Raw genomic sequence first — 25190 nt, 5'->3', positions numbered from 1 at the left:
TGCGCCTCGTTCGCCTTTTAGGCTTGGTTTAAACCCCAGTCAGCCTTAGTCAGACCGGATGTTTCCGGACTGCAACCGGACTGGAAGCGGGGGAGCCAACCGGCTCGCCTTTTCACAATATGATCGTGTCTGCGAAACGTCATAGCGGGTCTTGCAGGTCAGCCATCCATTCCGGCACCTCTTGCGTAGCGCCAAATCCCCGGATCTTCGCTCCACAGAAACCGAGCGCGGCATCGCGGGCCGTCATGTTCGCGGGAATGCAGTAGCTTGCGGCGACCGCATCACCGGCAACGCCCGACCAGCCGACGATATTATCGTTATGCTTAATCATGATCGCCTGCACGATCCAAAGGAAATCATCTCGCTTGCTCATCGCTCTCTCCCATCGCGTCATTCGGTCTATGCGAATACAGATTAGAGCGAATGGGCCCCGCGCCCACAAAATAGCCAGCGACAACGCCGCATCCTATAGCGCGCTGCCATCTTACTTGACCGAATCCCATCGCCAAGGCTAACAGGAACATTACAAGAACAAACGGAGGGCCATATGCCTGTCATTCCCTGTTCGAATGAACCTATTCAGCTGCAACCGCATTCTGTCCCCCTCGCCGAACCTTTGGTCAGCGCAGGCTTCCCCTCGCCTGCGGGTGATGACATCGAGGACGAAATCGATCCAATCGCGTGGGTCGTGCGCCGCCCGTCCTCGACCTTCTGGTGGCGCGTGGAGGGCGAGTGTCTGTGGGATGTGGGAATACGGGATGGTGACCTCATCGCAGTGGATCGCGCAGCGAAGTGCCGCCCCGGGCGCGTTGTGCTGGCGATTGTAGAGGATGCAATCGTCGCCAAAATCATCCAGCGCCGCAAAGACGGGTCCGTATACCTGACAACAGCCAACGCGCGCCAGTCCTACCAAGATATCGAGCTTACCGAAAACAGCCAGATCTGGGGCGTCATCGCTGGCGTCGTGCGCAAGCTACCTGTCGACTAAGCGATGCGCCGCCCCAATCTCATCGCGCTTTCCGACAGCGCAAATTTCTATGTCTCGGCAGAACGCATCTTCGACCCGACGCTTACAGGGGTGCCGGTCATAGTGCTGTCCAACAATGACGGATGCGCAATCGCGCGATCGGACGAGGCAAAAGCGCTGGGCATCAAAATGGGAGCGCCGCTGCACCTGATCCGCGACAAGGTTGAACGGCATGGCATCAGGGTCTTCAGCTCGAATTACACACTTTACGGCGATATCTCGCGGCGGGTGGTCGAAGTCTATCGCGACTTCAGCCCTGCGGTGGAGATCTATTCGATCGACGAATGCTTCCTTGATTTCTCAGGCATACGTGGCCTTGAAGCGCATGCCAGGTCACTGATCGCTGCTGTACAGCAGCGCATCGGTATTCCGGTTCGGGTCGGCATCGGCCCCACCAAAACGCTCGCCAAAGTGGCCAACGAGCTGGCCAAGCGCAATCCGATCTTCGACAAGGTAATGGATATCAGCGATCAAAGCATCGCTGAGCACATGCTGTCCAAAATGGCTGTGAAAGATGTATGGGGCATCGGTCGCAGGACACAAGCCAAACTCGCGCAGATCGGCATCCACACCGCCGCCGATCTGCGAGACATGCCCTCACGGCTGGCCCGCCAGATCGGCACTGTAACACTCGAGCGCACAGTGCTTGAACTGCAGGGCGAAGCCTGTATCGACTTTGAGGAAGTCGAGCCCCAGCGACAGGGAATGGCCGTCACCAGATCTGCGGGCACCCCCATGCGCGATCTGGAGACGCTTTGCGAAGCGCTTGCAGCCCACGCCACGCGCGTGGGTGAAAAACTGCGTTACCACGGCTTGGTTGCGGGACAATTAACGGTCATGTTTCACACCAACCCGCACCGCCAGGACAGGCCGCAATTCAGCACCAGCCGCACAGCTGAACTTGCCCCCATGACCAACAGCACTTTGGAGCTGGTCGCGATGGCCAACCGCTGCGCCAAAGCCGCATGGCCGCGCGATCACGCGGATAAGGGGTATGCCTTCACCAAAGCCGGAATTATCGTAGGAGACTTGCTTCGTGCGGAAGATCAACCGCGCACCCTGTTTGACGCGCCCAACCCCGCCTCCAGCGCGCTGATGCGAGCGTTGGATAGCGTGAACGCGCGCTTCGGAAAGAAGACGCTGGTACTAGCGGCTGAAGGCATCCGCAATAGCGGAACAGCCCAAGCAAGTCATCGCAGCCCCAAATGGACCACGCGCATCACCGACCTGCCTATCGTCCGTTGACCCTGTACAAATCCTGCAAATATTGCGCCATAAGGGCGGCAAGCCGACATTCTCTGCACGGGCGAACCGAACTCTGCCATATCATGAAAGCAGACGTTCGGCCAATATTAGCCCTCAGAGCCAAGCGCGACCTGAATAGAAAATACTGATGTTCCCTTCTGGTGCAGACTACCTCGTGATCAATCTTGAATTCGAGGCACTTGAACACGGTGCCTGAGACTTTTACGGAAAATCATCAAGTAATGCGCAAATTCTGTTTCTCTATCAAAGCCACGATCCAAAGCTAAAAATCCCGAGATTGCTCTTCTCCGCGCTAAGACATTACCGGTGGTTAAAACTTGAATCTAGGAGACTTTATGATCAGTGTTGAGCAGATTTGTTGCGGCGCCACTAACCTACAGCAACTTCACAGGCATCAACGAGCAGCTGATTGAAACTACCGCTCCTGCTTATCAAGCGATCTGTCTTTCCAAGGTTTGTCTGACAAAAAACATGTCGCAAAGCTCTATCTTTCAACCTTCGCCTCTCATCGACGAGAGCTGCATCCGGCAGCGCTGAGAGCGCCGCGAGAAGCAATGCGTTGGTTTCTTCGATTGGAATTTCCTCGACATTTTCTGGATCATCGGACAGGACACCCACGCACCATGACTCAGAGTTATGTGCAGCAGCACAAATCACGTGATTTTCGGCTTTAGCGCCTTCCAAAGATAGCTCGCTAAAATTCTCAATCGCTCGCTTCACGGTGTCGATGTAGGTAAGTCCCTCGGGAACTTCTCTGGCATGCTTTCTGCAAAAATTCAGAAATCCTTCATCCGCCGCACAATCAGAATCCAATAAGATTATTATAGCATCGCACTTTTTGGAGGCGAGCCTGCCACTAAAAAGCCCCCGACCCAAAATAGACACCTGCCTTTGCTTGAGATTATTGTTTTTGAGCCAGAGAAGCGCATTCGACCACCCGCAATTTATCTCGCTCGTTTTGTCAAGCCCCGGTTGCAGGTCAATAAAATCTGCAGCCACCCCCATGTCGGACAACGCTTTTGATAGGAAGCTTGCCACGGTAATGAAATCCGTAGCACCCTCGCACACGAGACCAAAGCGCATCAAATTTCTCTCCCTAATGCGCCCTCGATTTCACCATCGATCCACATCTCAGACAATCGGCGCCCTTGGCTTACTTCAAGCCAGTCAGATGGCGACATGCCGCTTGGAGGCTGCAGCCTTTCGATCATGGTTTCACCATCTTCGGATCTCGAAACTACAAAAATGCGGGTCGAGTCGTCAAAAATGTCAAACGCATCCAAAGACGTCGGATTGTGACTTGTTAGGAAAACCTGTTCCGGACCTCGATTGAGCGAGTATTTAGATTTCGCCTCAGTAGAATATATTATTTCATCCAGAAGAAGGCGCGTCAATCTTGGGTTTAGGGCGCTATCGACATTATCCATCGCGAAAATTTTTGGGGATTGTTTGTGTGCGATGAGCATCGCAGCAAACAATAGGAATAGTGTTCCCTCACTGCTATCGTACACGGAGAGCTTGTTGCGCTTGGCATGCATAAAGCTGTCAACAAAGTATACCATATCTTCATTGGCCAACTCCATATCGCTGGAAGTGGTCAATTCGGAAAGCTTACCGACTTGGAACGAGGAGGCCCAGCCAGGAGCAAACGGCAAATGTGCCGCTCGGTTGACAAGGGTCACCTCCGGATCACTTCTATCACCTTTTTTTCTTGATCGGTTTGAAATAGGAAAATCATGAAGAAAAGTCCTTACCGCACTTGGCAGGCCCTCACCATGCAATCCAATCGGAGGAGTATCTACCGAACCTACTCTGCGCCCTCTCAAAAATTCTGTTTGAGGCGAGTAAATGGCGTATTTGGAGATTTTCTCAATTTCCTCAGAAGCCTGTTCCGGGTAATCAAAGATACTTCTCGTTTGGTCCCAAATGCCTCTGTACTTGTCCATTCCGCGCTTCAAACGGCTGCCCATTGCGGTCGCACCATTCGGGCTTCTCGCGAAAAGCTTTTCTCCTGACTGCTGGAAGTTTTCGTGCGAGAATGAAAGCGCGGTGTCGGTCTCGGATGAACTCAAAGTACATGAATACTGCACATCACAGGAGGCTTTAGCCTTCAAAGTAAATGTTCGCGGGAGATCTTGGTACTTAAAGGCCGACTTCATCAAGGCGGGCGGTGTGATTCTAACGCCTTTTCGACGAAAATCGCTATCTGAGAGACCTCTACTTAGAGCTGCCGAGATGATACCTATTGCCTCAAGGAAGTTAGATTTCCCACTACCGTTGCCACCAATAAAAATGTTGACCCTACCAAGCTCAAGCTTTAGCGCGCGGATTGACTTAAAGCGCTCAATTTCGATTTCTGTGATCACGGGTCTGCCTCAATTTGGCCCGATGAGGGGGCGTTGAACAAAGTTCTACACGCCTTTGAGCCGCATGGCAAATGTGGCGTTTGGATCGACGCATTAATAAGCAATTGAAGACGAATGATTTTCATCCTGCGGTCGATCCTCTTCAGTTTGGGTGTGTCTCGATACTTAAGACCCAGCTCAGAGAGTGGATGTCCTCTCGTTGCATCGTGTTGGCTTCAAAGTCCGCTCCGGTAAAGCTGCATTGCAGCAATCAGCAGTTTGGTGAACTGCGGCAAAGGGCCGAAAGCAAAGACACAGGGGGCTCTTCACCTCGTTTCAAGACCTTTCAATCCAAACTCTGAATTCCACCAATCGCGGTTCTCAGAATTATCAACCAATCTACTTCCGACCTTGGCGTGACGATGGCTGGAGATAATTCTAATGGCGATTGGTATCTTTGAGAGCCATGCGAAAATTATCTGTAACTCCTGCCAAGTGACACTGCCCGTTTCGTCGTTCATTTCCCAAGTTAAAGAGGCGGGCTTATTGTCCTGAGAGGCCGAGACGCCCGCCAAGCCATGACATAGTCCGTTCCGAATATTGAGCGGATGCTGAAGTTGTTCCCGAAGTTTAAGGGCCAGAAACTTGCTAAACGGTGATGTATTTTCCGCATTTTCTATGGTCGCCACCCAAGCGTTAAGGGAATTAGCAATACCATATGCCGACTTGGGAACTTGTCCGTCGTAAGTCCTTGCGATCTCGGCACGCGTCACTTTTTCGATTTTCGACCACAACAGCAACAATGATGCCAGTGCACCTTTCAGTTCCTCGAAGGATACGTGCTCTTCCATCTACTCCACTTTCGCGTTTCTCGCCTGTGCGGTCGTTCTCCACCGAATTACGTCGGTTGGCCTCCTCAAAAAATGTTGCACCGTGCATGAACGACTGCAACGCGAAAGCTGCACTGCAGTGGGGCCTGACCTGATAAATGTCGGCAAAGGGCCGGACGCGTCGGTCGCCGGTCCGAAGCGGAGGGCGGATAGCCGACTTTGGCTGCGCGGGTTATCGGATCACCCAACAGAAATAGAAGCCGACATTCAGAACGGAACAGAATCGAGGTCTGTGCTGCAAAGGCGCATGACATTACCGTGGCCATACAAGCTTTGGTCAGGCAAAGCGAGTTCGCAGTGGCAGTGAAGCGCGCCGCGATAATAGTGGGCTAATCTGGCTAAGTACGAGTTTTTTCGCAACCGCTTGCAACGGATAGAAAAAACTTGATCGACTGATCCGATCAAGAGATCTTGTCGACAAAAGCTGTGCCATTCGGGGAATGTCGGATGAAGATTGAGTCGCGAGGATAGATCACTGTGAAGCAGGACAACGATTTCGACGCCCAGAAAAAAACGAATCCGCTGCAGGGCTTGCTTCCGGATACTCTTGCCGAATTCATAAAGAAGGAAGCTGTTTATGTCGCCTTGGTTACGGGAATTAGCTATTATTTGACCTATAGTTTCCAATCATCATATCTGAGCTACTTTGGCGTCGCTAAAATATTTGTGGATTTGGCGTTGTCGAAAGTTATCGTCTCCGCAATTGGTGTGATTTTTCTTTCATTTTCAATCTACCAAATAGCATCATTGTTGCCACTACCAGCTCTCAAAAGATTTGTGGAAGCTAGCTATGTATTCCCACACATATCTTTTCCACTATTTATTTTGATGTTTTCGATGTGGATTTCTGGGTATTCTTACTTCTCTCAAGCTATAGCAGCGTATCTCCTGATTGTTGGGCCCTGGACTGGGATCCGGCTTCGCCGCAAGTTACGAAGCGGGACTCTATGGCGAGAAATTCTCCGAGAATCCGTTGATAATGATGAAAAAATTCGCCCCCATCTTCTTGGAACCGCAATTGCCGATAGCAGCTTTGGCGGTGTTTTCCTTCTCGCTATCATTTTGATAACCGGCACTTCCTTGCTTGGAGATTGGGCGGGAAATCGGGCTGCTTTCCGTGAAAGAGACTTCATGCTCGTGGAGTTTCAAAAGATGGAGGTTGCACTCATAGGGACGTATAATGAACAATTGATAGGCGTCGCAGTTGAACGGGTCGACGAAGACGCTTCTCTGACTGGATCTATTTTTCTTATTCCACCAGCATCCGGAGACGGGCATCTTTCCATGCAAACTCAGAGAATGCATATCAAAAAAATTGAGCACCCCGAACGGAACTCTATTGAATGGATAACCTTCGAAGATGCTTGGAGAAGAAATAGCGCCAGTATTCTCGGCTTGTTAGGTGTTTATGATTGACTCCCCCTCCTTCCTTTTCACTTAGCGGGCACAAGGTAATTGTCACATACTGCGGATGGTAGCTTTGATAGACCGACCCGCAGCATTTTGATAGAGGGCCTCCCCCCCGGAGTGGGCCGGAAGCCCTTGCCATAGTGATATTACACGGCGGAGCGACTGTCGCATCGCCGTATGACTCCTTCGCATCCGGAGCAAACATTGACGATCGCGTCGATGTTCAGTCTTATTCTTATCCATCTGGACTGGAGTGAATTCTTGAGCATCTATGATCCTTTGCACGAACGCCTTTCGTCCCTGCATGTCACAACAGTGAGAATGAGCTTTACCGACATCGAAGAGATTATCGGTCAAAGCCTACCCGCGAGCTCAAGAACATATTCCGCATGGTGGAGAAATAACGATCAAGGCGGGAAGAGGCACTCAGCTGCCTGGCTGAGGGCTGGGTGGCGTACTGAAGGTCTCGCTCTGGAGACCTGTCTCAGATTGCGCTTAAGATCGCGGACCAAGGCGAATTATTCGACAAGTAAAGGAGGTTCGTGAAGAACGCTGATAGCAGACGTTGGGGTAACCGGAGAGAAAGTTCACTTCGTCTGCAATGCGGGACGATCCGGCCATTCTACAGCTTGCCGTTTGCTATTTCACAGGTAGGGTGGAAGAATGAGTAGGCATTATCTTCTGCCAGCTGAGTTCGAGACCGCCCGCTACCACCTTCGCCGTGTGGAGGTGAACGATGCAAAGGTTATATTCGATAGCTATGCCACCGATGCGGATGTCACGCGCTTTCTCGGCTGGAAACCACATCGCAACATCGCAGACACGTCTGCGTTTTTAGAAAGAGCCGCGGCGGAATGGATCCGAGGGAATGGCTTTCCCATTGTGGCATTCGACCGAAAAAACGGCGATTTCATCGGAATGTTCCATCCCAAGCTGATCGGCCATAGGGTGAATTATGGCTATGTTTTGCAAAAAGCGGCATGGGGAAAAGGCTGCGCAACAGAGGTAATGCGATGGCTTCTAGAGCATGCACTAGCCCACCCCGAAATACACAGGGCCGAGGCTTTCTGTGACGTGGAGCACCCTGCGTCGGCCCGAGTGATGGAAAAAGCAGGTATGGAGCGCGAGGGTATCCTGCGGCGTTACTTCCGACACCCCAATATCTCTGAAGCGCCCCGCGATTGCGTCATCTATTCAAAGGTCCGATAAGGGCCAAAGCCCACCCCCACGAATTAGGCAGCCCTTAACCTGCCCGCGCTATCAAGATGGTGCTAACATGTCCTAAGGCGTGCAGAGTGCGGGGAGCCACACGGCTCCCCTTTTCCTTTCCCATCAGGCGGCGTTGCGCACCCAGAGCACACCGTCATAGGCGTAGCCCGACAGGAGCGTCTGCACGAGCTCCAACCGGCCATTCCCGTCCGTCGTGAACTGCGCCGAGACGATCGAGGTCGGGTCTGCCGTGCCGCTATGCTCGACACTGGTGCCGTCCGAGCCCGTCCAGAGCGCATTGGTCACGCTGGTCGATTTGCGCGAGGCCGTGAAGTCGATATCGAGCACCGTGTTCGGGGCCGCATGCAGCTCGATCTTCACCGCCTGCGCGGTGTTCCACGAACAGGACCGGCGCGTGAACTCGATGTAATCCAGAGTGCCCTGCCACTCGGCGTTCCCGTCCGCACGGCCCGTCGAGTTATAAAGCACCGCCGCGCCGGTATAGGTGCCCTTGGCCGTCAGGCCCCCATAGCTGCCGTCGTAGTTCAGCACCTTGTCGGCAGGCCCGTCAAAATAGGCCCCCGTTTCGGTGAAGCTCAGCCGGTGACAGCCATGCACGATCTGCGGCGAGATCAGCACGAAGGCGTTGATCGCGGGCGCGGTGACCTCTGGGGCGAAATCCGCCCAGCCGAAGCGGACCGCCTTCCGGCTGCCCCTGACCAGCGGCGCCAGACGCTCGGCAAACCAGCCGCGCAGCCGCTCCTGCCCGTCCGCGTCCGGATGCACGATGTCATCGGTCTCGAAGAAATGCGCCCGATGCGCATAGACCCAATCATTGAAACAGGTCACGGCGGTCATGTCATCGTAGTAGCCGTCGGCAAACAGCGTGCTCTTGGCCGCCAGCAGTTTCGCCTTGAGCCAGCTGTTGTAATTGGCCGCGGTCGAGACCGCATCGGCCTTGGTGGTGACATAGGGCGTGCGCCAGCTGATATCGGACCAGAGCACCTGCCCCGGGCGCGTGGCGATGACCGCGAGCATGGCATCGACCTCGGCCTCGAAAGTCGCCTGATCCTGCCCATTGGTCGCATTGTTGCCGCCCGCATGCAGGCAGAACAGCGTGTCATCGCCGGGATAGGCGTCCAGCGCCTCCTGCAACAGCGGCTGGATCTGCGCCACCGTATAGCCGCCCACCGCGCGGCAGCGCACCTCGACCCCCGGCGCGCCATTGGCCGCCAGCTTGGCCTCCATATCGGCCCAGGAGCCGCCCGAGGAATCCTCGGTAAGGCTGGCCCCGCCGAAGGTGCGGTTCATGATCGAGGCCCCGACAAAGACGAGCCGCTTGAAACGCTTGCGCCCCGCCGGACGCCCGCCCAACGCCCGCAGCGGACGCGACACCGGACCCGCCCCGAGCGCGTTCACCGCCCGCAGCTGCAGCAGGTGGCTGCCGGTGCCAAGCGCCAGCGTGTAGCTGCCGCCCGCCACATCGGGCAGCGCGGTCCAGCTGATCCCCTGATCGAGGCTGTATTCCAGCGCGGTCAGCGGGCTGCCGCCATCATAGGGCGCGACCAGATCGAGCGTCACCTCGCCCTCGCCCGCCCCCGGCGCAAGCCGTGCCTCGCGCACCGGCTGTGGCAACAGCACCCCCGCATGCGAGACGCTGGCCGCCCCGCCCATCAGCCCCCAGGCCCAAAGCGTATCGGCCCCCGCGATGCCGGGAAACAGCGTGGCGATCTCCACATCGCGCAGCGCCCCTGCCGGAAGCCGCTGCGCCCCCGCAAGGCTGCGCGGTGCCGCATCGCCCACGCCGGCCAGCAGGTAGATGTCGAAGCCGCCCGAGTTCTGCACCCGTGCCGCCTGCGCATCGGCCCGCATCAGCGCGACAAATTCACCCGCAGGCAGCGGGAAGGTATAGCTGACCATAACGGTCTCCTGTTCTGAAACGGATAGAGCCGGCGCGCGATCCGCCCGCGCGCCGGCAGAAGGTCACGCGGCCAGCGCCGCGATCTTGGCCTCGGCCAGATCCTGCAGCACCTGCGCCGAAGGGCCGAGCCTGGTGATCGCGTCGGGCACCGAGGTTCTGGCGTAATCGACGGCGGCCTGTGTCAGCGCCGTGGGGCCCGCCCCTGCCCCCAGCCGCGCCAGCGCAAGCTGCGCGCCGGTCATCAACGCCGAATGCAGCGCCTCGCGGTGGCGGGCCTCGATCTCGATACCGAAGCGGCGTTTGACCTCGGCGGCGATCCAGCCGACCAGCGCGGTGACCGCCAGCGCCAGCAGTTGCAGAAGATAGGGGGCCAGTGCGGCCATGAGGGCATCAAGCATGGGAGATCCTTTCAGAGCTTGAGAAGATGGGAATGGAGCGCGCCGCGCGTGGCGGGGCCTGCTAGGCCGTCGACCGTCAGACCGGCCAGCCGCTGGAAGGCCCGCACATCGTTCGGGCCCTGCCCCAGCAGCACCAGCCCCGCGCGGGTATAGAGGGCCAGCCGGTCGGCATAGCCGTTCAGCCCGCCATTGATGCGGCGGGTGATCATCTCGATATCGCCTTTATCGGCATAGGCATTGAGGCTGCGCCCCGCCCCCGCCTGCCAGAACCAGACCGCCGACAGCCCGAGCCACGGATCGCCCATGACCGCATCGGGCACCGCCTCGAAATCCGGCCCCTCGGCCCAGGCGGTGAAGCGGGCATAATTCGCCCGCCCCGTGATCTGGATCGGCCCGCGCCCGCGAAAGCGGTAGCCATCGCCCGCCTGCAGATTGCCCAGATCGCGCCGCCCCTCATAGCGGCGCTGCGCGCGGGTCGGCCCCCAGGCCTCGGCGGCATAGCGGAAGCGCGCGCTTTCATGCGCGATCTGCGCGACAAACTGCGCCAGCCGGTGCGGCGGGGCCATATCCCGCGCGCGGGGATCGGCCAGACCGGCCACCACCGACCGCATAAGCGGGGTTTCCCGACGGCCCGCGATAGCCGCCAGATGTGCTGTGCTCAGCATGTGGTTTCTCCATGAAAAAACCCCGCCCAAAGGGCGGGGTGTGTCAGTTCCAGAATTTGGACGCTGTGGCCCAGAGGAAGGCTTTCTCGCCGATCCGCCCGTGGCAGGCGTGGCGCACATCGGCGTAGCTCTCGGCCAGCTGGGCCTCGGTCAGGCCGACCACCAGCGCCTCGAACTCCATACGCCCGACCGCGCGGATCTGCGGCTTGTCATCGAACCGCGCGGGCACCCGCACCGCCTGACCGTGGCGATCGCCCAGCCACCAGACAAGGCCGAGGAAATCGCAGCCCGAGCGGTAGCGCTCGGCCCAGCCCCTGATCCGCACGCCCTCTTCGGTCTGCGTGACCTGCGTGATATGCAACGGCCCCGAGACCGGCCAGAGCTGGCTTTCCACCCAGGGCGGCACCGTCACGAAGACCAGATAGCCCACAACCAGCCGGAACCAGATCTCGCGCTCCCGCAGAAGCTGCCGCCATAGCGCCTCGAACATCACTTCTTCCCCGTGAACTTATGGCTTTGCGCGTCGATCATGGCGATCACGACCTTGGCGACCGACATGCCGCCCACCCCCGCCAGAAACCCCGCCGTGGTGGCGTCTCCGGCATCGGGCCACATGCCGACGCCCGCCAGCCAGTTCGCGATGACCGGCCCCAGATAGCGGGCGAAAATCGCCCCCGTGATCACGGCGGTGACCCCGTCGAGGAGGATCCGCAGAAAGCTGATCGGGCTCTTGCCCTTGATCTCCATGATCCAGCGCACCGCGCCGCCGACCCCGCCCGACACATAGATCTGACCCGCCGCGCCGGTCGCCCATGTGATGATCAATGACAGGTAGAGCCAGATATTTTCCCAGAGGCTGGGATCTTTTTCGGGCATTGTTTCGTCTTTCCGGTTGGCCGCGCATATCGGGATGCGCAGGTTTCCTCATAAAAAAGCCCGCCTCGGGGGCGGGTCAGAGCGTGTCTTCAGGGGCGGGATCTTCGGGCGGAGCCTCGGGCGGCTCGGGCAAGGGCACCGGCCCGCTGTCCACCGTCACCGGCACGGGGAAGCGCTGCGCCTCGGAGGCGCTGTCCCCGATCGGCAGGAGGAGGGTGACGGTCCAGCTATCGCCATCGTGGACGGCGCTCTGGATGTAGCCGGCATCGAGCGCAAGGCCCGTCTCGGGATCCACGGCCAGCGCGGCGAGATCCTGCGCCTGACCGTTGAGGGTCAGCGTGGAGCCGGAAACCGAGAGCGAAACCAATTCGGCTTCTGCGCCCGGAAGGCGCACGACGGGTGAGAACGTGATTTCCATATTGCTTCCCTTATCTCCAAGTGCCTATTGCATGCAGGTAAACGTATTTGTTTGCCCCCGAGGCGCTCGCATTCGCGACCCACGGGCGGAAGTTAACCGTCGATTGCCCGAGGGCGCTGAAGGAAACTCCTGCCGGAATGGCGCCACCGATTTCGACAGAACCTGAAAAACCAGTGGGAACAGAGGCAAACGCAGCTGGATACGACCAGATCGCACCTGCCGATCGCGTGTAGAATGGACCAATCGGCGTATCCCAAGCATCCGAGGCCATACCGATGCGGGCCGTACAAACCTGCGTACCATTCGCAAGACGCACATAGTTACCGTTGGCATTTGACCCGTGTTCGATAACAGCACCTGTCGGGTATGAGCCGTCATGCGAAACAGAGCCAACGACATTTTTCTGGCTATAAGCATAGCACCAATCGGCATCCCAGCCCTCGGAGCCGCCTGCTCTTTTTCGCCATGCCAAATGTGGCACGACGCCGCCAGACCGCGACACGGCCAGCTGTACGGCGATATCATCTGCGACGCGGCTCATATGTATGCCAATCCAGTTCGACGCATTTCTGGCCGGACGATTGATAGAGGTCTGTTCCGCCCCGAAGAACCGGGTTTGGCTCAGCGTATTCAGGTCAAAATCCTGCGTGACAGGTATGCTGCCTCCCAACCCTCCATCACCTACTTTCATCAAACGACCGGACGTCACATCAAACTGGTTCTGCGTGACCGCCGTACCGCTTGCCAGACCACCGGCCACCTTCAGCGCGCCGGACTGGCTCAGAAGGGACCGCCCGTCCGCCGTCAGATCCGCCATCGCCATTGCGCCCGCGCCGGTGAAATAGGGCAGCTTGTTGGCGGCGCCGGTCAGATGGGCGAAGGCTGCGATATTCTCGGAGGGCACATCGCCGATCATGGTCTCGATCCAGTCGCCCATGTCCTGCATGTACTGGCCCATCACCGGAAACCAGCCGAGAAAGCCTTGCGCATCAGCGGCGAAGGTCGGGCTGCCAAGGATCGGCGGGTCATTGGGCGCGGGGGTGAGGGTGGGTTTTGCCATCAGGCGACTCCTGTCAGGGAAAGGGTTGCAATCGTATGCCCGCCGCCCGAAAGCGCGGGGAAGAAGTCATCGGCCACGCCATAGACGGCGAGGGCGAAGGGCGTCATGTCATCGCCCGGGTAGAAATAGGCCGGCGCCCCGCGTGCCTGTTCGAGCGCGCGCTGGATGCGGCGGTTGGCGGTGGCCTCGAACGAGAGCTGCCATTCGGCCTTGCGGGCGGTGGCGCGTTTGACGATCGAGATATTGCCGAAATCATCCACCTCGCGGCGCGAGTAATCGGTGAAGCCCGATTTGGACCCTTCCAGCACCTCGCCCAGCAATTCGCCCCGCCCCATCACGATCTCGGAGACCGAGGCCGTGCCGCCGGGATTGGCGATGGTGATCTCGAGCGTGAAGCCCGACAGCGCGCCCAGATCGGCAAAGATCTGTTCGGGGTCGAAGCTGTCCTCATAGGTGAAGAAATCCAGCCAGCTCTGGATCGCGCCCGTGTCCAGCAGATTGGCGGTGCGGTCATAGACCACACTGCCGCCACTGTCGCGGATCACCAGCTGCAGCGACACCGCCACCAGCCCGATAAAGGCCACCGCATCGACCCGCGCCGGCAGGCCGATGCGATAGGTGATCGCCTCGGGCCAGCTGGTGACCAGCCCGAGCGTCGCGTCAAAGGCCCGCCAGCGATTGGTCGAGCCCGCCGCCACCCAATATTGCGCCGACAGATCCGCGCCCTCGGGGGCAATACCGGAGTTGTCGTCCGCCAGACTTTCGTAGATCTGGTGACGGGCGGCCAGAATGACCCGCTCGCCTGTCTGGTAGACCGCAGCGGCGTCCCATTCGGGATGGTCTTCCTCGGTCACATTCGTGGCCTGCATCGCCCCCGCGCCAATCGCCACGGGGATGATCATCAGAGCTTGGGTCATTGCGCCTCGGCCTCCCGCCGTTCTTCAAGGGTGCGGATCTTGCGCAGATCGCTATTGCCATTGAGCTGCAGCTGGCGGTTCTCCTGCCGCAGGCTCTTCAGCTCGGCGATCACCTCGCGCAGAAGCCCGTCCTGCGCGCCCTCCCCGCCCGAAAGCATCCTGCGGGTCTGGTCCGCCGTCCAGATCCGGCTGGCACCGGTGGCCTCCAGCTCGGGGCCGTTCTCGCCCACCAGCCGCAGCCCGCCGCCATGCAGCCCGCCGCGCGCGAATTGCGGGATCTCGATATCGACCCCCATCGCCTGAAGCTCCTGCGCCGCCGCCACCAGCGCCTCCTGCAGCCCCGATTGCTTGAGCTGTTCGGCGGCGGCATCGGCATTGAGCGTCTGCGCATAGGCCAGCGCTTTCTCATAGGCCGAGCGGTTGAGCGCATTGACCGCCGTCAGATAGGCCTCGCTGCCATCGGAGCGGCTGAGACCGGCCAGCGAGGGGTCGCTGGCGCTGGCCTTGAAGGTCTGGCCCGCCACCACATAGCTTTGCAGCCCCGTGCTGACATAGGAGCCCAGCTTCATCAGCTGCGTCACCGCGCTATAGACCGGCAGCGCCACCGCCTGCGCGGGCGAGAACGCGGCCAGCTCTTCGGCCAGCGCCGCATAGCTGGCCTGCGCCTGCGCCAGCTTCACCTCCTGCGCCTGGGCCTGGGCGAAGGCGGTCTGCGCCTGCACCGCGACCCGCAGCGCGTTGAGATGGTTGCGCAGCTGCACCATCGTCTCGCGCGCGGCCTCTAGCGGCACCTCGACCGTGCTGCCCAGCAGGCTGGCAAAGGCCGCGCCCGGATCGAAGCTGAAGCTGCCGCCCAGCCGGATCGTGGCCGAGGCCCCGCCCGAAAGCGCCGCCACCAGCGTCTTTTGCGCCGCGCTCAGCCCCGACTGATCGACCGCCACCGCCACCGTGCGGGTCATCGCGCGGTCGGTGGCCAGAAGGGCTGCGCGCAGATCGGCCTCGAGCCCCTGCGCCAGATAGACCCGCACCCCGCGCGCCAGCGTCGAATTGCCCGCAAGCGCCAGCGCCATCTCCTGCGCATCGAGGCTGTTGACCGCCCAGAGCCGCACCTGTTTCTGCAGGCTCGAAGTGGTCGCCAGTGCCAGCGCGGTCAGATCCGCGCCCAGATCGTTCTGCGCCAGATAGGTGACCGTCTTCACATGTTCCGAGGCCCCCGTCAGCGCCAGCCATTTCTGCTCGGCGCTCAGATCCGAGCGGGTGATGAAATCCACATAGCGGCTCACCCCCGTGGCACTATCGGCCAGCATCGCCTTGAGATAGGCGGGGATCTGCGCGTCCTCGACCACATCGATGGCCAGATCGATCTGCTTGCGCAGCCCCGCATAATTGAGCGCGGCAGCGGCGGTGATCGCCTCGTCCAGCGCGCCCAGCTGCGTCTCGAGCACCCCGATCTGCGCATCGCTCAGCGCATTGCCCGCCGCCAGATAATCGCGGGCCTCGGTCAGCAGATCGACCTGGCTCTGGCTCAGGCTGGCCATCGCCTCGGCGCGCGCGCCCTCGATCTGCGCGATGCCCTGCGTCTGGCCCAGATCGGCGGCCACCTGCGCCTGTGCCCGCGCCAGATCGAGCGCCGTGCCCGCCTGATCGCCCATCCGGTCGAGATAGGTCTGCGCCACCTGCGTCAGGCCGGTGACCGCGTCCAGATCCCCCGCCTGAGCGGCGGCCAGCGTCATCTGGTAGCGCCCCTGCGCATAGGACAGCGCCGCCCCGGGCGAGGTCATCGCCGAGGAGGTGCCGCGCATCTCGGCGATAAAGGCCGCGATTGTATCGGCGGCCTTGTACCAGTTGGTGGCGGCCTGCGCCGAGGCCTGCTGGGCGGCGGTATAGGCCGAGATCGAGCTGTCGAGCGAGGTCGAGACCGTGCCCGACAGCGCCTCGATCTGCGCGGTGAAACTGGCGACCTGCGGCAGGATCTCGTCAAACACCCCCGCCATGCCGACCAGCGCCGCCCAGAGGCTGCGCCCGCCCGCCGTGCCAAGATCCAGCGCCTCGACCAGCGCGCGGTATTGCGCGCGCGAGGCGGGCATGCTCAGCCCCAGTTCCGCCAGCGCCTCGGTGGTCTGGCGCGTGGTGGTGGCCAGCCGTTCGCTCTCGGAATAGACGGCCTGATAATAGCTGCTGACCGCCGTGCCGAACGCCTCGTCGCCGCCCAGAAGCTGGGTCAGCTGGCTGGCCATATCGGCCCCCACCAGCCCCGTGGCGCGGAACGTATTGCCCAGAGTGTCCATCGCCGCATTGACCGTGGCCAGCGCCGAGGCCAGACGGGTGATCGTGGCCATCGCACCCTCGCCTTCCGCCTGGAACGCCGCCAGCCCCTCGATCTGGCCGGCATAGGCATCGCCCAGACCGGTCAGCTTCTCTTCCAGCACCTCGAGCGCCTCGTCTTTCGACAGGCCCTTGGTCGAGAACTTCAGCGCATAGGTGAAGCCGTCAAAGGCCTCGGCCCCGATCTCGAGACTGTCCGCCGCCGCCACGATCGAGGCCTGCACGTCATAGACCGCGCGGGTGACCGGATCGGCCAGATCGGCAGAGGCCGCGCTATATTTGGTCTTCGTGGACTTGGACAGCCCCCAGAATCTGGATTTCTCGATCAGCTGGTAGGTCTGCACGGTGACATCGCTGCCCGAGATCAGCGCGCGGATGCCGGTATCGAGCACCTTGGTCTTGCCGATCAGCCCCGAGATCAGCAGGCTGACAGCGGCAACCGGCAGGGCAATCGCCCCGACCGCCGCGGCAAAGCCCGACAGGCTGGAGGTGGCCCCGCCCAGCACCGAGCTGAGATAGGTGCCCGCCGCCCCGAAGCCGCCGCCTGCGCCGGTGAGGCTGGTCCAGAGCCCCGCCGCCCCCGAAAGCGCGGACGACCCCAGACCGCCGACCGTGCCCGCAAGCCCCAGCCCGTTGGCCGAGGCCGCCCCGCCCGCCGCAGCCGCCGCACCAGAGCCCGCCGCCGCCGTTCCGGCCACGCCGGTGAGCGAGCCGGTCAGCCCCATCGCCACCATGATGCGGTTCTTGGCCGCCGTGGCGATCATCTGTTTGAGCCAGGTTTTGAACATATCCCCGATATCTCCCAATGTGCCGCGGAAGCCCGCAAACAGCCCGTCGACCAGCGTGTCGGTCAGCTCGCCCGCCAGCGGCAGGCTATCGGCCAGCCCGGCATTGAGCTGCGCCATTGCCTTGTGCACCTCTTGCGGGGTCAGCAGGCCCTTCGTGGCCAGCGTATTCAGCTCGGCCAGCTCGCGGCGGTATTTGTTGAGCGGATCGATCAGATCGCGCCAGCGTTCGGCCTCTTTCGCCTGCGCCTTCTCGAGCCGCTCGGCGGCCTTCGCGCCTGCCGTGCCCGCCTTGGTCGCGGCCTTCTGCGCCGCCGTCAGCTGGTCGAGCGTGGCCAGATCCTTCTCCATCGTGTCGATCTTCTGGTTCTGGCTCAGAAGTTGCGCATCGGCCAAAGCCAGATCCACCCCTTCCGCCACCGCCTTGTCGCGCAGCGCCTGCGCCTCGAGACGCAGCCCCGCAACCCGCGTGGCATTGGCCACGTTCTGCTTGTTGCGCGTGGCTTCGATCTGCACGTCGAGCATGGCGATCTGGTTGTCGAGATTGGCCGAGAACCCCGAAGCCGCTGCCATCGCCGAAGCCAGACGCTGGGCGGCATCGGCGGCGCTGTTCAGCCCCACCGGCAGATTGGCTGCGATCTTCTCGGCCTGATCGGTATAGCCCGCAAGGCGCAGCGCCTCGAGCGCGGTCTGGGCCGCCGCTTTGGCCGCTTCCTGCAGATCGGGCGGAATGCGCCCGCTACTATCCTGCACCGCCATCAGGGCCCGCGTCAGGTCTTTGGCTCCGACCGCCACCTGATCGACATCGCCCGAATTGATCTTCGCCAGCGCATCGGCCACGCCGCGCGCCTCGACGATGGTCAGGCCGAACTGGCTTTGCAGCTGGCGGATGCTGGTCTGCGCCATCGCCAGAAAATCGTCACGCATCGCGCCACTGGCCTGACGGGTCGCGGCATCGAACTGGTCGACCTGCGCCACCAGATCGGCAAAGCAGGTGCGCAGCGCCTCGGTCGAGGCCTCGAGATTGTTCATCGCCTCGAGCTTGGCCAGATCCAGCATCGCAAGGTTCATCTCGCGCGCAGCCTCGGCATTGAGCCCGAATTCCTTGCGCAGCGCCGCCAGCGGGATCGCCGCCACATCAAGGGCGGACCGCAGATCGCCGAGCGAGCTTTCGAGGTCATCAACAGCGTCATCCATGCTTTTGGCCTTCTTGCCAAAATCCACGAGCATCGGCAGCACGACCGCCCCCACGGCCACCAGTGTGCCAAGCGCCGAGCCAATCATCGCGAGCTTGCCCGAGAACCCCAGCGCGCCCAGAAGCTGCGGCGCCTGCATCGCGAAGGCGCGCATCGCATCGGTGCCGCCCGCGATCTGCACGAAGAAGTCCTGCACCTGGAACGAGGCGTTCGAGAAGGCCGAGGACATCCGCCCCGAAATCCCGCCCGCCTTCTGCATCACGCCATTGGTGGCCGAAAGCTGCTGGCCCAGAAGCTTCAGCGTATTGGCCCGCGCGCGGTCATCGATGACCCCTGCCGCCTGCGCCGCATTGAGCACCTCGACCGCTTGCTTGTAGCGCTGCGAGCTGGCATAGAGCGGATCGACCGAGGCGCGCAGGCTCTCATAGGCGCGCGCCGCACTGGCCGCGCTGCGGGCCTGTTCGGCCTGCGCCGCCTCCCCCGCCCGCACTGCCTGCGCCGCGCGATCGGCAGCGGTCGCCACGCCCAGATATTTGGCCGCCGCCTGTTCGAGCACCTGATTGGCCGCGCGCTGGCTGGCCACGCCGCTTTCGACAAAACCCGCCACCTGACGCTGGATATCGGCATAGCGCTGGCTGGCCGCAAAGGCCGGATCGATCGAGGCGCGCAGCTGGTCGAAGGACCGCGCCGCCTTCCCCTCGACCGAGGCGCGCACCCCCGCCCAGGCCTGATTGATATTGCCCGCCATCTTCTGCGCCTCGGCACTCGCCGCCCGCGCCCCGGACTGAAACTGGCTCAGGTCCAGCCCCAGCTTCGCCTGCATCGCTCCCGCTTGGCCCATCGCCATAACGCACCTCATTCGCATAGAAAAAGGGGCAGACCGTGAGGTCCGCCCCTAGGGGAAATTCATGTTTGTTGGGTAATCAGGCCGAGGCGCTAGTGTTCCGAACCAACGTTTTGGTCATCATCGGAAACGGCATTATGCTCTTGAACTGCACGATGCAACTCTTGGGAGTAAGGCTTAACGCGCCCGAATGCCTGCGTGCCAATCTGTAGAGAATACCATCCGAGTATAAGAATGAAGATTCCGCCTACTACAAGAAGCAAGTTAAACAGCCGGCGCCCTAATTTTCGATACCATTTTTCGGAGCTGGAATTCGCCTGCGGGCTTGCGATTGTTGCGATCATTCCACAAACCAAAAGGCTAAGTGCAAAAATGAGAACGCATATCAGAAAACCGATTATACCCCACAAAGCATTAGCAAATAGCGGATAGTCTTGCGATTGTGCAGAGACGTTCAGCAAGTAACCGATTGCAACAAACGGCGCTCCAGCAATCGCCAACAATTGGGTTTTCCATTCGCGGACAAATGCGGCCACACCGCCGGACGGAGCCGCATTTTCAGGTGTAGCTTCTGATACGTTATTTGTTTGGGTATTCAATTTCAGTTCCTCTCAAACGGACCTTGTAGTTTCGAAATCGTTCGTAGTTCCAACGAATAGATCGCAACCTAAGGATGCACTTTACGAATAGAACCAAGACGTTACGTCTCATTGATAATCTCTATCTCAAAATCCCCCAACGCCAGCGGATCCTCCCCTGCCTGCCTTGCCTCGAAATACCCCGCGCACATGTCGAACAGGAGTTCCGCCTCCCAGCCCTCGCTGATCCGGCCCGTGGCCTGCATGAAGGCGCAGAGTTCGGGCCAGTCGGTCGCGCGCAGATCCAGCCCCGTGGAGCGCACCGGATCGAGGCGGATCATCGCCTCGACCAGATAGGCCCCCGCATCCAGATCGGGCAGGCCCAGAGGCCGCCCCATCCGGCGCGCAAAGGCCAGCCGGGTCTCCTTCCACGAGCGGGGCGTGGAATGGAGATGGCCCAGCTGGCGGGCATAGCGGATCAGCGCGCGTTTGCGTTTCCCAGATAGCTCTCGCGGGTGGAGGCGAAGGCCAGCACCTGTTCGACAAAGCTCTTCTCGCCCTCCTGCCCGTTGAGCATCTGCAGGTTCAAAAACCAGCGCAGATCATCCTCGGAGGTGGTCAGCGCCGCTTCGCCCCGCGCGATATTCTCGAAGCCGGTGACCAGCGGCACGGCGCTATCGACCATCTGGCCGTGCAGATCCTCGAGCGAGCGGACCTCCTCGTCCTTCTTGGGCTTGTCCTTCAGCTTGGCGCGCTGCAGCGCCCGCAGCGCCGCCTGCACGCTGCGGCTTTCGGTGCCGCGCACCAGCACGATGCAGGGCTTGGTGCGCCCGGCATCGGCAAAGAGCGGCTCGCCATTGGCGGGGTCTTTCAGATGCAGGCGGGCGGGGGTGTCCGCAGCAGAGCGGCTGTCGAATTTGGTAAAGTCCATGAGGTAAATCCCTGCGGTTCCGGTTCAGATGAAACGGCCCGGAACGCGTGAACCACGCGCGCCCCGGGCCGTACAGCCACGCCGGTCTCCCGGCGTGGATCAGGGGTTAGGGCGCCACGCGCACCAGCGCCGAGTTGATGCGGAACTGGCCGGTCATGCCCTTGGCGGTGGAGGCCGTGCGCGAACGGTCGCGAACATTGGCGACCTTGGCGTGCAGATAGACCACCTCGCCATCGGGATCGGTGATCTTCACCGACACGTCGTCATTGCTGTTCGATTTGGCCTTCAGGATCTCCTGCCCCGCATCCGTGTTGCCGGTCACGAGGAAGGTAAAATCGCAGGTGCCGCCATCGAGCGCGCCGTTGACGTGGAGCGTGCGGCCCTTGAGCGTGGTCTCGGTGGTGTCTTCCGAGGTGTCGCCGATCTCCCCGAACTCGAGGATCTCGCCCACCTCGGCAAAGCCGGTCATCGCGCCGAAGCCCGCCGCATCCAGCGTGGCCGGCTTGCCTTCGGCCACTTCCACGGTGGCGCCGATATAGGTGCGTTGGGTCATCGCTTAGCCTTTCTTCTCGGGGGTGGTGGTGGCGGGTTTGGCCTCCGCCGCAAGGGTGATCGCGCCGGAGCGGATCCGCCCGCCCAGCACATTGCGGTTGTCGATCAGATCGAGCACCGATTGCGCGATCTCGGTCTCTTTGCCCGCAGGCAGGATGTGACCGCTGGGCAGGGTCAGATCACTGGCCCCGGTATTCTTGACCTTCGGCATCGCGAAGCTCCTTTGCTATGAGGAAAGATCCCCGCGCCTTAGCCGCGCAGGGGTTTGAGATAGTTGAGGGTGAAGCTGACCACGGCGGTGCCGATCACCGCCTCGCCCTCGCCATTGAGCGTGGTGGTGACCTCTTCGGGGGTCAGCGTCAGCCGCTCGGCCCCGAAGGCCCCCATCACCGCCGCCTCGATCGCCGCCGCATCGCGGTCGAGCTGATCCTCGATCTCCGCGCCGCCGAGGCGTTTGATCACCACCTGCAACAGCACCTCGCGCTCGAAGGCATTGAGCGTGCCGGGCCTCCCCCGCTCGCGCGGGGTGGCGACCCCCATCACCGGCAGGTCACTGGCCGAGAAGTTGCCCGCCCAGGCCGAGACCAGCGTGACCCCCGCAAGATCGGGGGCGCTGGCAAGAGCGGCCTTGGCCCGCGCGCGATAGAGGGCGCGGCTCATGGCTGCACCTTGCGCAGCTCGCAGATGACAAAGGCATCCCCTGCGGGCGAGCCCGAGGGGCGGATCAGCTCGACGGTGTAAAGCGTCCCCGTCTGCGGATCGATCCGGTCGCCCCTGGCCAGCTCCGGCACCAGATCGCGGCCCACCCGCCAGCTGGGGGCGATGATGACGATCGGGTGGCCGTCCTGATCTTCCGCCTCGATCGGTTCGGTGCGGAAGATCGAGCGGATCTCGCGCGGGGCCCCGCCCTTGGGCGTATAGAGCACCGGCCCGCCCAGCACATCCGCCAGCACCCCCGCCATGCCCTCGAAGACCCCCGTCACCGGATCACGCCGTCCAGCAGGCCGTAGACAACCGTGCTTTCCGCCGCTGCATCCGCCAATGCCGCCCCGACCAGACGGTTCTCCGTGCCGGGATCGGTCGTCAGAACCCGGTCCGTCTCGTCCCAATAAAGCGCATCCCCCTGCGCGATCGCCAGAGCCTGGGGTTTGGGCAGGTCACACGCGATCTGCCGGGTGATCTCCACCTCGGTCCCCTGCGCGGCGGCATAGCCGGTCAACCCGAACACGACCCCCACCCGCACAGGCTCGGAGGCATTCACGTCATAGGGCGCGATAACGGCGACGCTGTCGCCCTTGTGGTAATAGCCTTTCATGGCTCGTTCCTTTCACCAGAAATCCAGAACGACGAAGAGCGCCACAGCGGGCGCTCTTTCGTCAGATCATCGATCCCGCAGGCCGGTTATTGGCCGGGGTTCTTGTAGGCCCCGCGGAAATTGACCGCGCCCGCGCCAAAATCATGCTCGAGGGTCATCCGCATGCCCTGCACGCCGAACGGCTCGTCAACGCGCACCCGCGGGGCTTTGCGCCCGCGCAGATAGCCGTGCTTGAACACATGCGAGCGCTTGGAGGGATCCACGAACAGATACCATTCCTTGCCTTCGATGGCCTCCACGACAACCGGACGCAGCTTGCCGGAGAAGGTGTTCACATCCGCCGCCTTGGTGGGCTGCACGTTCTGCGCCAGATACTGTTCGGCAAGCGTTTCGTTCTCCGGCCCCACCAGCAGGATCGCCGGGGCGTTCATCGCGATCACCCGTTTCCCATCCGCCGCCTTCATCTGGCGCAGCGCCTTGCGCCCCGCCGAAAGCGAGGTGACCGAGATCCCCGTGCCCGCCGCGGCAAGGTTGCCGTGATCGGCATGGAACACCTCGACCCCGTCGCGCAGCTTGGGATTGGACAGGAAGATCTGCCAGAACAGGCTTTCCTCGAACTCGGGCACGATCGCGCCCGCATTGTCGATCACCGACTGGATCGCCCCCATATCGTCATTGACCAGCGCCTGACGGCTGATGGACAGCCCCGTGGCATAGGAGCCAAGCGCCAGCATCTCGGAGCTGTCGCCGATCGAGCCGAACTTGATCTCGCCCGTCTCGTTGACCTTGCGCAGGCCGGGGAATTCATCGGGGCGCACCACGGTATGCTCGCGGAAATCGTTGAACTCCATCTCGCGGGAGATCTCGGTGAAGGTGCGACCGATCAGGTCATAGCCCTGTTCCAGCACCCGGTTCACCGAGAGCGACAGGATATTCGGGAAATCGGACCCGCTCTGCATCGCGCTCATGATGACATCCTCGCGCGAGGCATAGGAGCCAAAGCCCGGTGCCCGCGCGCCTGTCGCGGCGGCGGCCATCTCGTGGATCGACATCTCCATATAGGGCCGCGCACGGTCATCTTCGGGGGCCGCCCCCGAGATCCGCGCGGTCAGCGCCATTGCCAGACCCTCGCGGCGCGTGTCGCGATCCTCGCGGCCCACACGGGCAGGATGGCGCGCGCCCCGCTCGGAGCGGGCCATCGAGATATCGGGCTGGGCCGCCGAGATCTCCTGCAACATGCGATGCGAGGCGGTCTCGATGCTCACGCCCTCGTCGATCAGCGCCTCGACGAAGCTCTCGCTGAGGCTGCCCGCGCTCATATGCGGGCGCGCCGCCGAAAGGATGGCGCGGGCGCGGCGGCGTTCATTGGCCACCGCCTGATCCGAGTTCATCTGCATCGTGGCAGACGGCTGGGGGACCGGCGCCGTGCCGGCCTCGGGGGTCGGGGTGCCGGGGGTGGGCATCGCTGCGGGCGTGCCCGCGTCATCCTCGGGCGCGCGGGTGGTCTGGGTCGTCTGGGTCGTGGGGGTGGGCATGGATACCTCCTTGGTGGCCATCTGGGCCGGTTGGGATTGATTGGGCCTGCGGGCCGTCAGCGCGGACATCCGCAGGCAGGTCTCGGAATAGTGGCGCTGCGCGGCGGCAATGCTCTCGGCCATCATCTCGGGCGCCACCTCGGGCACGGGGCCTGCCCCATCGGGGCTGGCGCGCGCCTCGCCCGCGATCACCGCATCGGCAAAGCCCCGATCCACCGCCTCCTCGGCGGTCATCCAGGTCTCGGCCACCATCAGCGCACGGGCCTCCTGCGCAGGGATCTTCGCGCGGGCGGCATAGATTGCGGCATAGCCCTGGGCTGCACTTTCAAGCCGCTCGGCGGCCTTCAGGTGATCGGCGGCATTGCCCATCGCCAGCACGGAAGGGTCATGGATCATCATCACCGAGCCCGCGCTCATCTCGATCCGGTCCGCCCCCATCACCAGAAGCGAGGCCGCAGAGCAGGCCTCGCCGATGATGCGCACCGTGATATGGGCGGCGGCCTCGGACAGCATCATCCGCACATCTTCCGCCGCCGAGGGGTCCCCGCCCGGCGAATTGACCCGCAAGGTGATCGCGTTTTGCCCCGCGCAGGCATCGAGCGCGCGGCGCACCATCGCGGGGCTGAAGACGCCCTCGTCTTCGGGATAGACATAAGGGTCCGGCAGGATCGCGCCGGTCAGCACGATCTCTGCGCCCTGTAGCAAAGGCTGTGGCATGGAACTGTCC

Annotated in this window: 26 protein-coding genes; 4 read left to right on the top strand and 22 right to left on the bottom strand. The window is 61.6% G+C overall.

The genetic code is table 11. The features are described 5' to 3' along the window. Positions 1-139: 139 nt before the first annotated feature. Positions 140-373, bottom strand: a complete 234-nt coding sequence (locus RPE78_RS12460; RefSeq protein WP_406720735.1) for a hypothetical protein — start codon at positions 371-373, stop codon at positions 140-142. A gap of 174 nt (positions 374-547) precedes the next feature. On the opposite strand from RPE78_RS12460, the gene RPE78_RS12455 reads away from it, so the two are divergent. Both RPE78_RS12455 and RPE78_RS12450 read left to right on the top strand, forming a co-directional pair. After that, positions 548-988 (top strand): LexA family protein, encoded by a 441-nt coding sequence (locus tag RPE78_RS12455; protein ID WP_406720734.1) that lies wholly within the window; start codon positions 548-550, stop codon positions 986-988. Positions 989-991: 3 nt separating this feature from the next. Further along, positions 992-2272, top strand: coding sequence for a Y-family DNA polymerase (locus RPE78_RS12450; RefSeq protein WP_406720733.1), 1281 nt, complete (start codon positions 992-994; stop codon positions 2270-2272). Positions 2273-2662: 390 nt separating this feature from the next. On the opposite strand, the gene RPE78_RS12445 is transcribed toward RPE78_RS12450, so the two are convergent. The 3 genes from RPE78_RS12445 to RPE78_RS12435 all read right to left on the bottom strand — a co-directional run bounded on the left by RPE78_RS12445 (position 2663) and on the right by RPE78_RS12435 (position 5489). After that, positions 2663-3376 carry a hypothetical protein gene (locus RPE78_RS12445; protein WP_406720732.1) on the bottom strand — a complete coding sequence of 238 codons (714 nt, stop codon included), beginning with the start codon at positions 3374-3376 and terminating at the stop codon, positions 2663-2665. Further along, entirely contained in the window at positions 3376-4659 is a 1284-nt protein-coding gene (locus RPE78_RS12440; RefSeq protein WP_406720731.1) for an AAA family ATPase, read from the bottom strand. Before RPE78_RS12440 ends, RPE78_RS12445 begins: the two co-directional genes overlap by 1 nt. Before the next feature lie 305 nt (positions 4660-4964). Then, positions 4965-5489, bottom strand: coding sequence for a hypothetical protein (locus RPE78_RS12435; protein ID WP_406720730.1), 525 nt, complete (start codon positions 5487-5489; stop codon positions 4965-4967). A gap of 516 nt (positions 5490-6005) precedes the next feature. Here RPE78_RS12435 and RPE78_RS12430 point away from each other — a divergent pair. Then, positions 6006-6944, top strand: coding sequence for a hypothetical protein (locus RPE78_RS12430; protein ID WP_406720729.1), 939 nt, complete (start codon positions 6006-6008; stop codon positions 6942-6944). 657 nt (positions 6945-7601) lie between these two features. After that, the gene (locus RPE78_RS12425; RefSeq protein WP_406720728.1) at positions 7602-8147 is read left to right on the top strand and encodes a GNAT family N-acetyltransferase; all 546 of its coding nucleotides are present in this window, start codon (positions 7602-7604) and stop codon (positions 8145-8147) included. 123 nt (positions 8148-8270) lie between these two features. Here the strand turns inward: RPE78_RS12425 and RPE78_RS12420 are convergent, their stop codons facing one another. The 18 genes from RPE78_RS12420 to RPE78_RS12335 all read right to left on the bottom strand — a co-directional run bounded on the left by RPE78_RS12420 (position 8271) and on the right by RPE78_RS12335 (position 25180). Further along, the gene (locus tag RPE78_RS12420) at positions 8271-10067 is read right to left on the bottom strand and encodes an SGNH/GDSL hydrolase family protein (RefSeq protein WP_406720727.1); all 1797 of its coding nucleotides are present in this window, start codon (positions 10065-10067) and stop codon (positions 8271-8273) included. Positions 10068-10130: 63 nt separating this feature from the next. Next, positions 10131-10466 (bottom strand): hypothetical protein, encoded by a 336-nt coding sequence (locus tag RPE78_RS12415; RefSeq protein WP_406720726.1) that lies wholly within the window; start codon positions 10464-10466, stop codon positions 10131-10133. Between the two features lie 11 nt (positions 10467-10477). After that, a complete protein-coding gene (locus RPE78_RS12410; protein ID WP_339109278.1) occupies positions 10478-11131 on the bottom strand; it encodes a glycoside hydrolase family 19 protein in 654 nt (217 codons plus the stop codon). Between the two features lie 43 nt (positions 11132-11174). After that, positions 11175-11621 carry a hypothetical protein gene (locus RPE78_RS12405; RefSeq protein WP_406720725.1) on the bottom strand — a complete coding sequence of 149 codons (447 nt, stop codon included), beginning with the start codon at positions 11619-11621 and terminating at the stop codon, positions 11175-11177. Continuing rightward, entirely contained in the window at positions 11621-12007 is a 387-nt protein-coding gene (locus RPE78_RS12400) for a hypothetical protein (protein ID WP_339109275.1), read from the bottom strand. The genes RPE78_RS12405 and RPE78_RS12400 overlap by 1 nt, the downstream gene beginning before the upstream one ends. Positions 12008-12083: 76 nt before the next feature. Then, on the bottom strand, positions 12084-12374 hold the full coding sequence (locus RPE78_RS12395) for a hypothetical protein (RefSeq protein ID WP_406720724.1): 291 nt from the start codon (positions 12372-12374) through the stop codon (positions 12084-12086). Between the two features lie 61 nt (positions 12375-12435). Next, a complete protein-coding gene (locus RPE78_RS12390) occupies positions 12436-13485 on the bottom strand; it encodes a hypothetical protein (RefSeq protein WP_406720723.1) in 1050 nt (349 codons plus the stop codon). Further along, positions 13485-14402 (bottom strand): hypothetical protein, encoded by a 918-nt coding sequence (locus tag RPE78_RS12385; protein ID WP_406720722.1) that lies wholly within the window; start codon positions 14400-14402, stop codon positions 13485-13487. Before RPE78_RS12385 ends, RPE78_RS12390 begins: the two co-directional genes overlap by 1 nt. Beyond that, entirely contained in the window at positions 14399-19555 is a 5157-nt protein-coding gene (locus tag RPE78_RS12380) for a hypothetical protein (RefSeq protein WP_406720721.1), read from the bottom strand. Before RPE78_RS12380 ends, RPE78_RS12385 begins: the two co-directional genes overlap by 4 nt. Before the next feature lie 89 nt (positions 19556-19644). Continuing rightward, complete coding sequence (locus RPE78_RS12375) at positions 19645-20151, bottom strand: hypothetical protein (RefSeq protein ID WP_339109270.1); 507 nt, start codon at positions 20149-20151, stop codon at positions 19645-19647. 101 nt (positions 20152-20252) lie between these two features. Continuing rightward, entirely contained in the window at positions 20253-20528 is a 276-nt protein-coding gene (locus RPE78_RS12370) for a hypothetical protein (RefSeq protein ID WP_406720720.1), read from the bottom strand. 80 nt (positions 20529-20608) lie between these two features. After that, the gene (locus RPE78_RS12365; RefSeq protein WP_339109268.1) at positions 20609-21061 is read right to left on the bottom strand and encodes a hypothetical protein; all 453 of its coding nucleotides are present in this window, start codon (positions 21059-21061) and stop codon (positions 20609-20611) included. Between the two features lie 106 nt (positions 21062-21167). Beyond that, the gene (locus RPE78_RS12360; protein ID WP_339109267.1) at positions 21168-21614 is read right to left on the bottom strand and encodes a hypothetical protein; all 447 of its coding nucleotides are present in this window, start codon (positions 21612-21614) and stop codon (positions 21168-21170) included. A gap of 3 nt (positions 21615-21617) precedes the next feature. Continuing rightward, complete coding sequence (locus RPE78_RS12355) at positions 21618-21824, bottom strand: hypothetical protein (RefSeq protein WP_406720719.1); 207 nt, start codon at positions 21822-21824, stop codon at positions 21618-21620. A 38-nt stretch (positions 21825-21862) separates the two neighbouring features. Then, on the bottom strand, positions 21863-22273 hold the full coding sequence (locus RPE78_RS12350) for a hypothetical protein (protein WP_406720718.1): 411 nt from the start codon (positions 22271-22273) through the stop codon (positions 21863-21865). Continuing rightward, positions 22270-22596, bottom strand: a complete 327-nt coding sequence (locus RPE78_RS12345; protein WP_406720717.1) for a hypothetical protein — start codon at positions 22594-22596, stop codon at positions 22270-22272. Before RPE78_RS12345 ends, RPE78_RS12350 begins: the two co-directional genes overlap by 4 nt. Then, the gene (locus RPE78_RS12340; RefSeq protein WP_406720716.1) at positions 22593-22928 is read right to left on the bottom strand and encodes a capsid cement protein; all 336 of its coding nucleotides are present in this window, start codon (positions 22926-22928) and stop codon (positions 22593-22595) included. The genes RPE78_RS12345 and RPE78_RS12340 overlap by 4 nt, the downstream gene beginning before the upstream one ends. Positions 22929-23014: 86 nt before the next feature. Continuing rightward, positions 23015-25180: a head maturation protease, ClpP-related gene (locus RPE78_RS12335; RefSeq protein WP_406720715.1), complete on the bottom strand. Its 2166-nt coding sequence runs from the start codon at positions 25178-25180 to the stop codon at positions 23015-23017. Between the last annotated feature and the right edge of the window lie 10 nt (positions 25181-25190).

The organism is Thioclava litoralis (assembly GCF_045278885.1).
Classification (GTDB): Bacteria; Pseudomonadota; Alphaproteobacteria; order Rhodobacterales; family Rhodobacteraceae; genus Thioclava; species Thioclava litoralis.
This window is presented reverse-complemented; position numbering and strand designations above follow the sequence as displayed.

Bases quoted from the DNA above. Each gene is read 5' to 3' on its own strand.
- RPE78_RS12460 (WP_406720735.1), bottom strand. From the start codon at position 373: ATGAGCAAGCGAGATGATTTCCTTTGGATCGTGCAGGCGATCATGATT.
- RPE78_RS12455 (WP_406720734.1), top strand. From the start codon at position 548: ATGCCTGTCATTCCCTGTTCGAATGAACCTATTCAGCTGCAACCGCAT.
- RPE78_RS12450 (WP_406720733.1), top strand. From the start codon at position 992: ATGCGCCGCCCCAATCTCATCGCGCTTTCCGACAGCGCAAATTTCTAT.
- RPE78_RS12445 (WP_406720732.1), bottom strand. From the start codon at position 3,376: ATGCGCTTTGGTCTCGTGTGCGAGGGTGCTACGGATTTCATTACCGTG.
- RPE78_RS12435 (WP_406720730.1), bottom strand. From the start codon at position 5,489: ATGGAAGAGCACGTATCCTTCGAGGAACTGAAAGGTGCACTGGCATCA.
- RPE78_RS12425 (WP_406720728.1), top strand. From the start codon at position 7,602: ATGAGTAGGCATTATCTTCTGCCAGCTGAGTTCGAGACCGCCCGCTAC.
- RPE78_RS12420 (WP_406720727.1), bottom strand. From the start codon at position 10,067: ATGGTCAGCTATACCTTCCCGCTGCCTGCGGGTGAATTTGTCGCGCTG.
- RPE78_RS12415 (WP_406720726.1), bottom strand. From the start codon at position 10,466: ATGCTTGATGCCCTCATGGCCGCACTGGCCCCCTATCTTCTGCAACTG.
- RPE78_RS12410 (WP_339109278.1), bottom strand. From the start codon at position 11,131: ATGCTGAGCACAGCACATCTGGCGGCTATCGCGGGCCGTCGGGAAACC.
- RPE78_RS12405 (WP_406720725.1), bottom strand. From the start codon at position 11,621: ATGTTCGAGGCGCTATGGCGGCAGCTTCTGCGGGAGCGCGAGATCTGG.
- RPE78_RS12400 (WP_339109275.1), bottom strand. From the start codon at position 12,007: ATGCCCGAAAAAGATCCCAGCCTCTGGGAAAATATCTGGCTCTACCTG.
- RPE78_RS12390 (WP_406720723.1), bottom strand. From the start codon at position 13,485: ATGGCAAAACCCACCCTCACCCCCGCGCCCAATGACCCGCCGATCCTT.
- RPE78_RS12385 (WP_406720722.1), bottom strand. From the start codon at position 14,402: ATGACCCAAGCTCTGATGATCATCCCCGTGGCGATTGGCGCGGGGGCG.
- RPE78_RS12380 (WP_406720721.1), bottom strand. From the start codon at position 19,555: ATGGCGATGGGCCAAGCGGGAGCGATGCAGGCGAAGCTGGGGCTGGAC.
- RPE78_RS12370 (WP_406720720.1), bottom strand. From the start codon at position 20,528: ATGGGGCGGCCTCTGGGCCTGCCCGATCTGGATGCGGGGGCCTATCTG.
- RPE78_RS12365 (WP_339109268.1), bottom strand. From the start codon at position 21,061: ATGGACTTTACCAAATTCGACAGCCGCTCTGCTGCGGACACCCCCGCC.
- RPE78_RS12360 (WP_339109267.1), bottom strand. From the start codon at position 21,614: ATGACCCAACGCACCTATATCGGCGCCACCGTGGAAGTGGCCGAAGGC.
- RPE78_RS12355 (WP_406720719.1), bottom strand. From the start codon at position 21,824: ATGCCGAAGGTCAAGAATACCGGGGCCAGTGATCTGACCCTGCCCAGC.
- RPE78_RS12350 (WP_406720718.1), bottom strand. From the start codon at position 22,273: ATGAGCCGCGCCCTCTATCGCGCGCGGGCCAAGGCCGCTCTTGCCAGC.
- RPE78_RS12340 (WP_406720716.1), bottom strand. From the start codon at position 22,928: ATGAAAGGCTATTACCACAAGGGCGACAGCGTCGCCGTTATCGCGCCC.
- RPE78_RS12335 (WP_406720715.1), bottom strand. From the start codon at position 25,180: ATGCCACAGCCTTTGCTACAGGGCGCAGAGATCGTGCTGACCGGCGCG.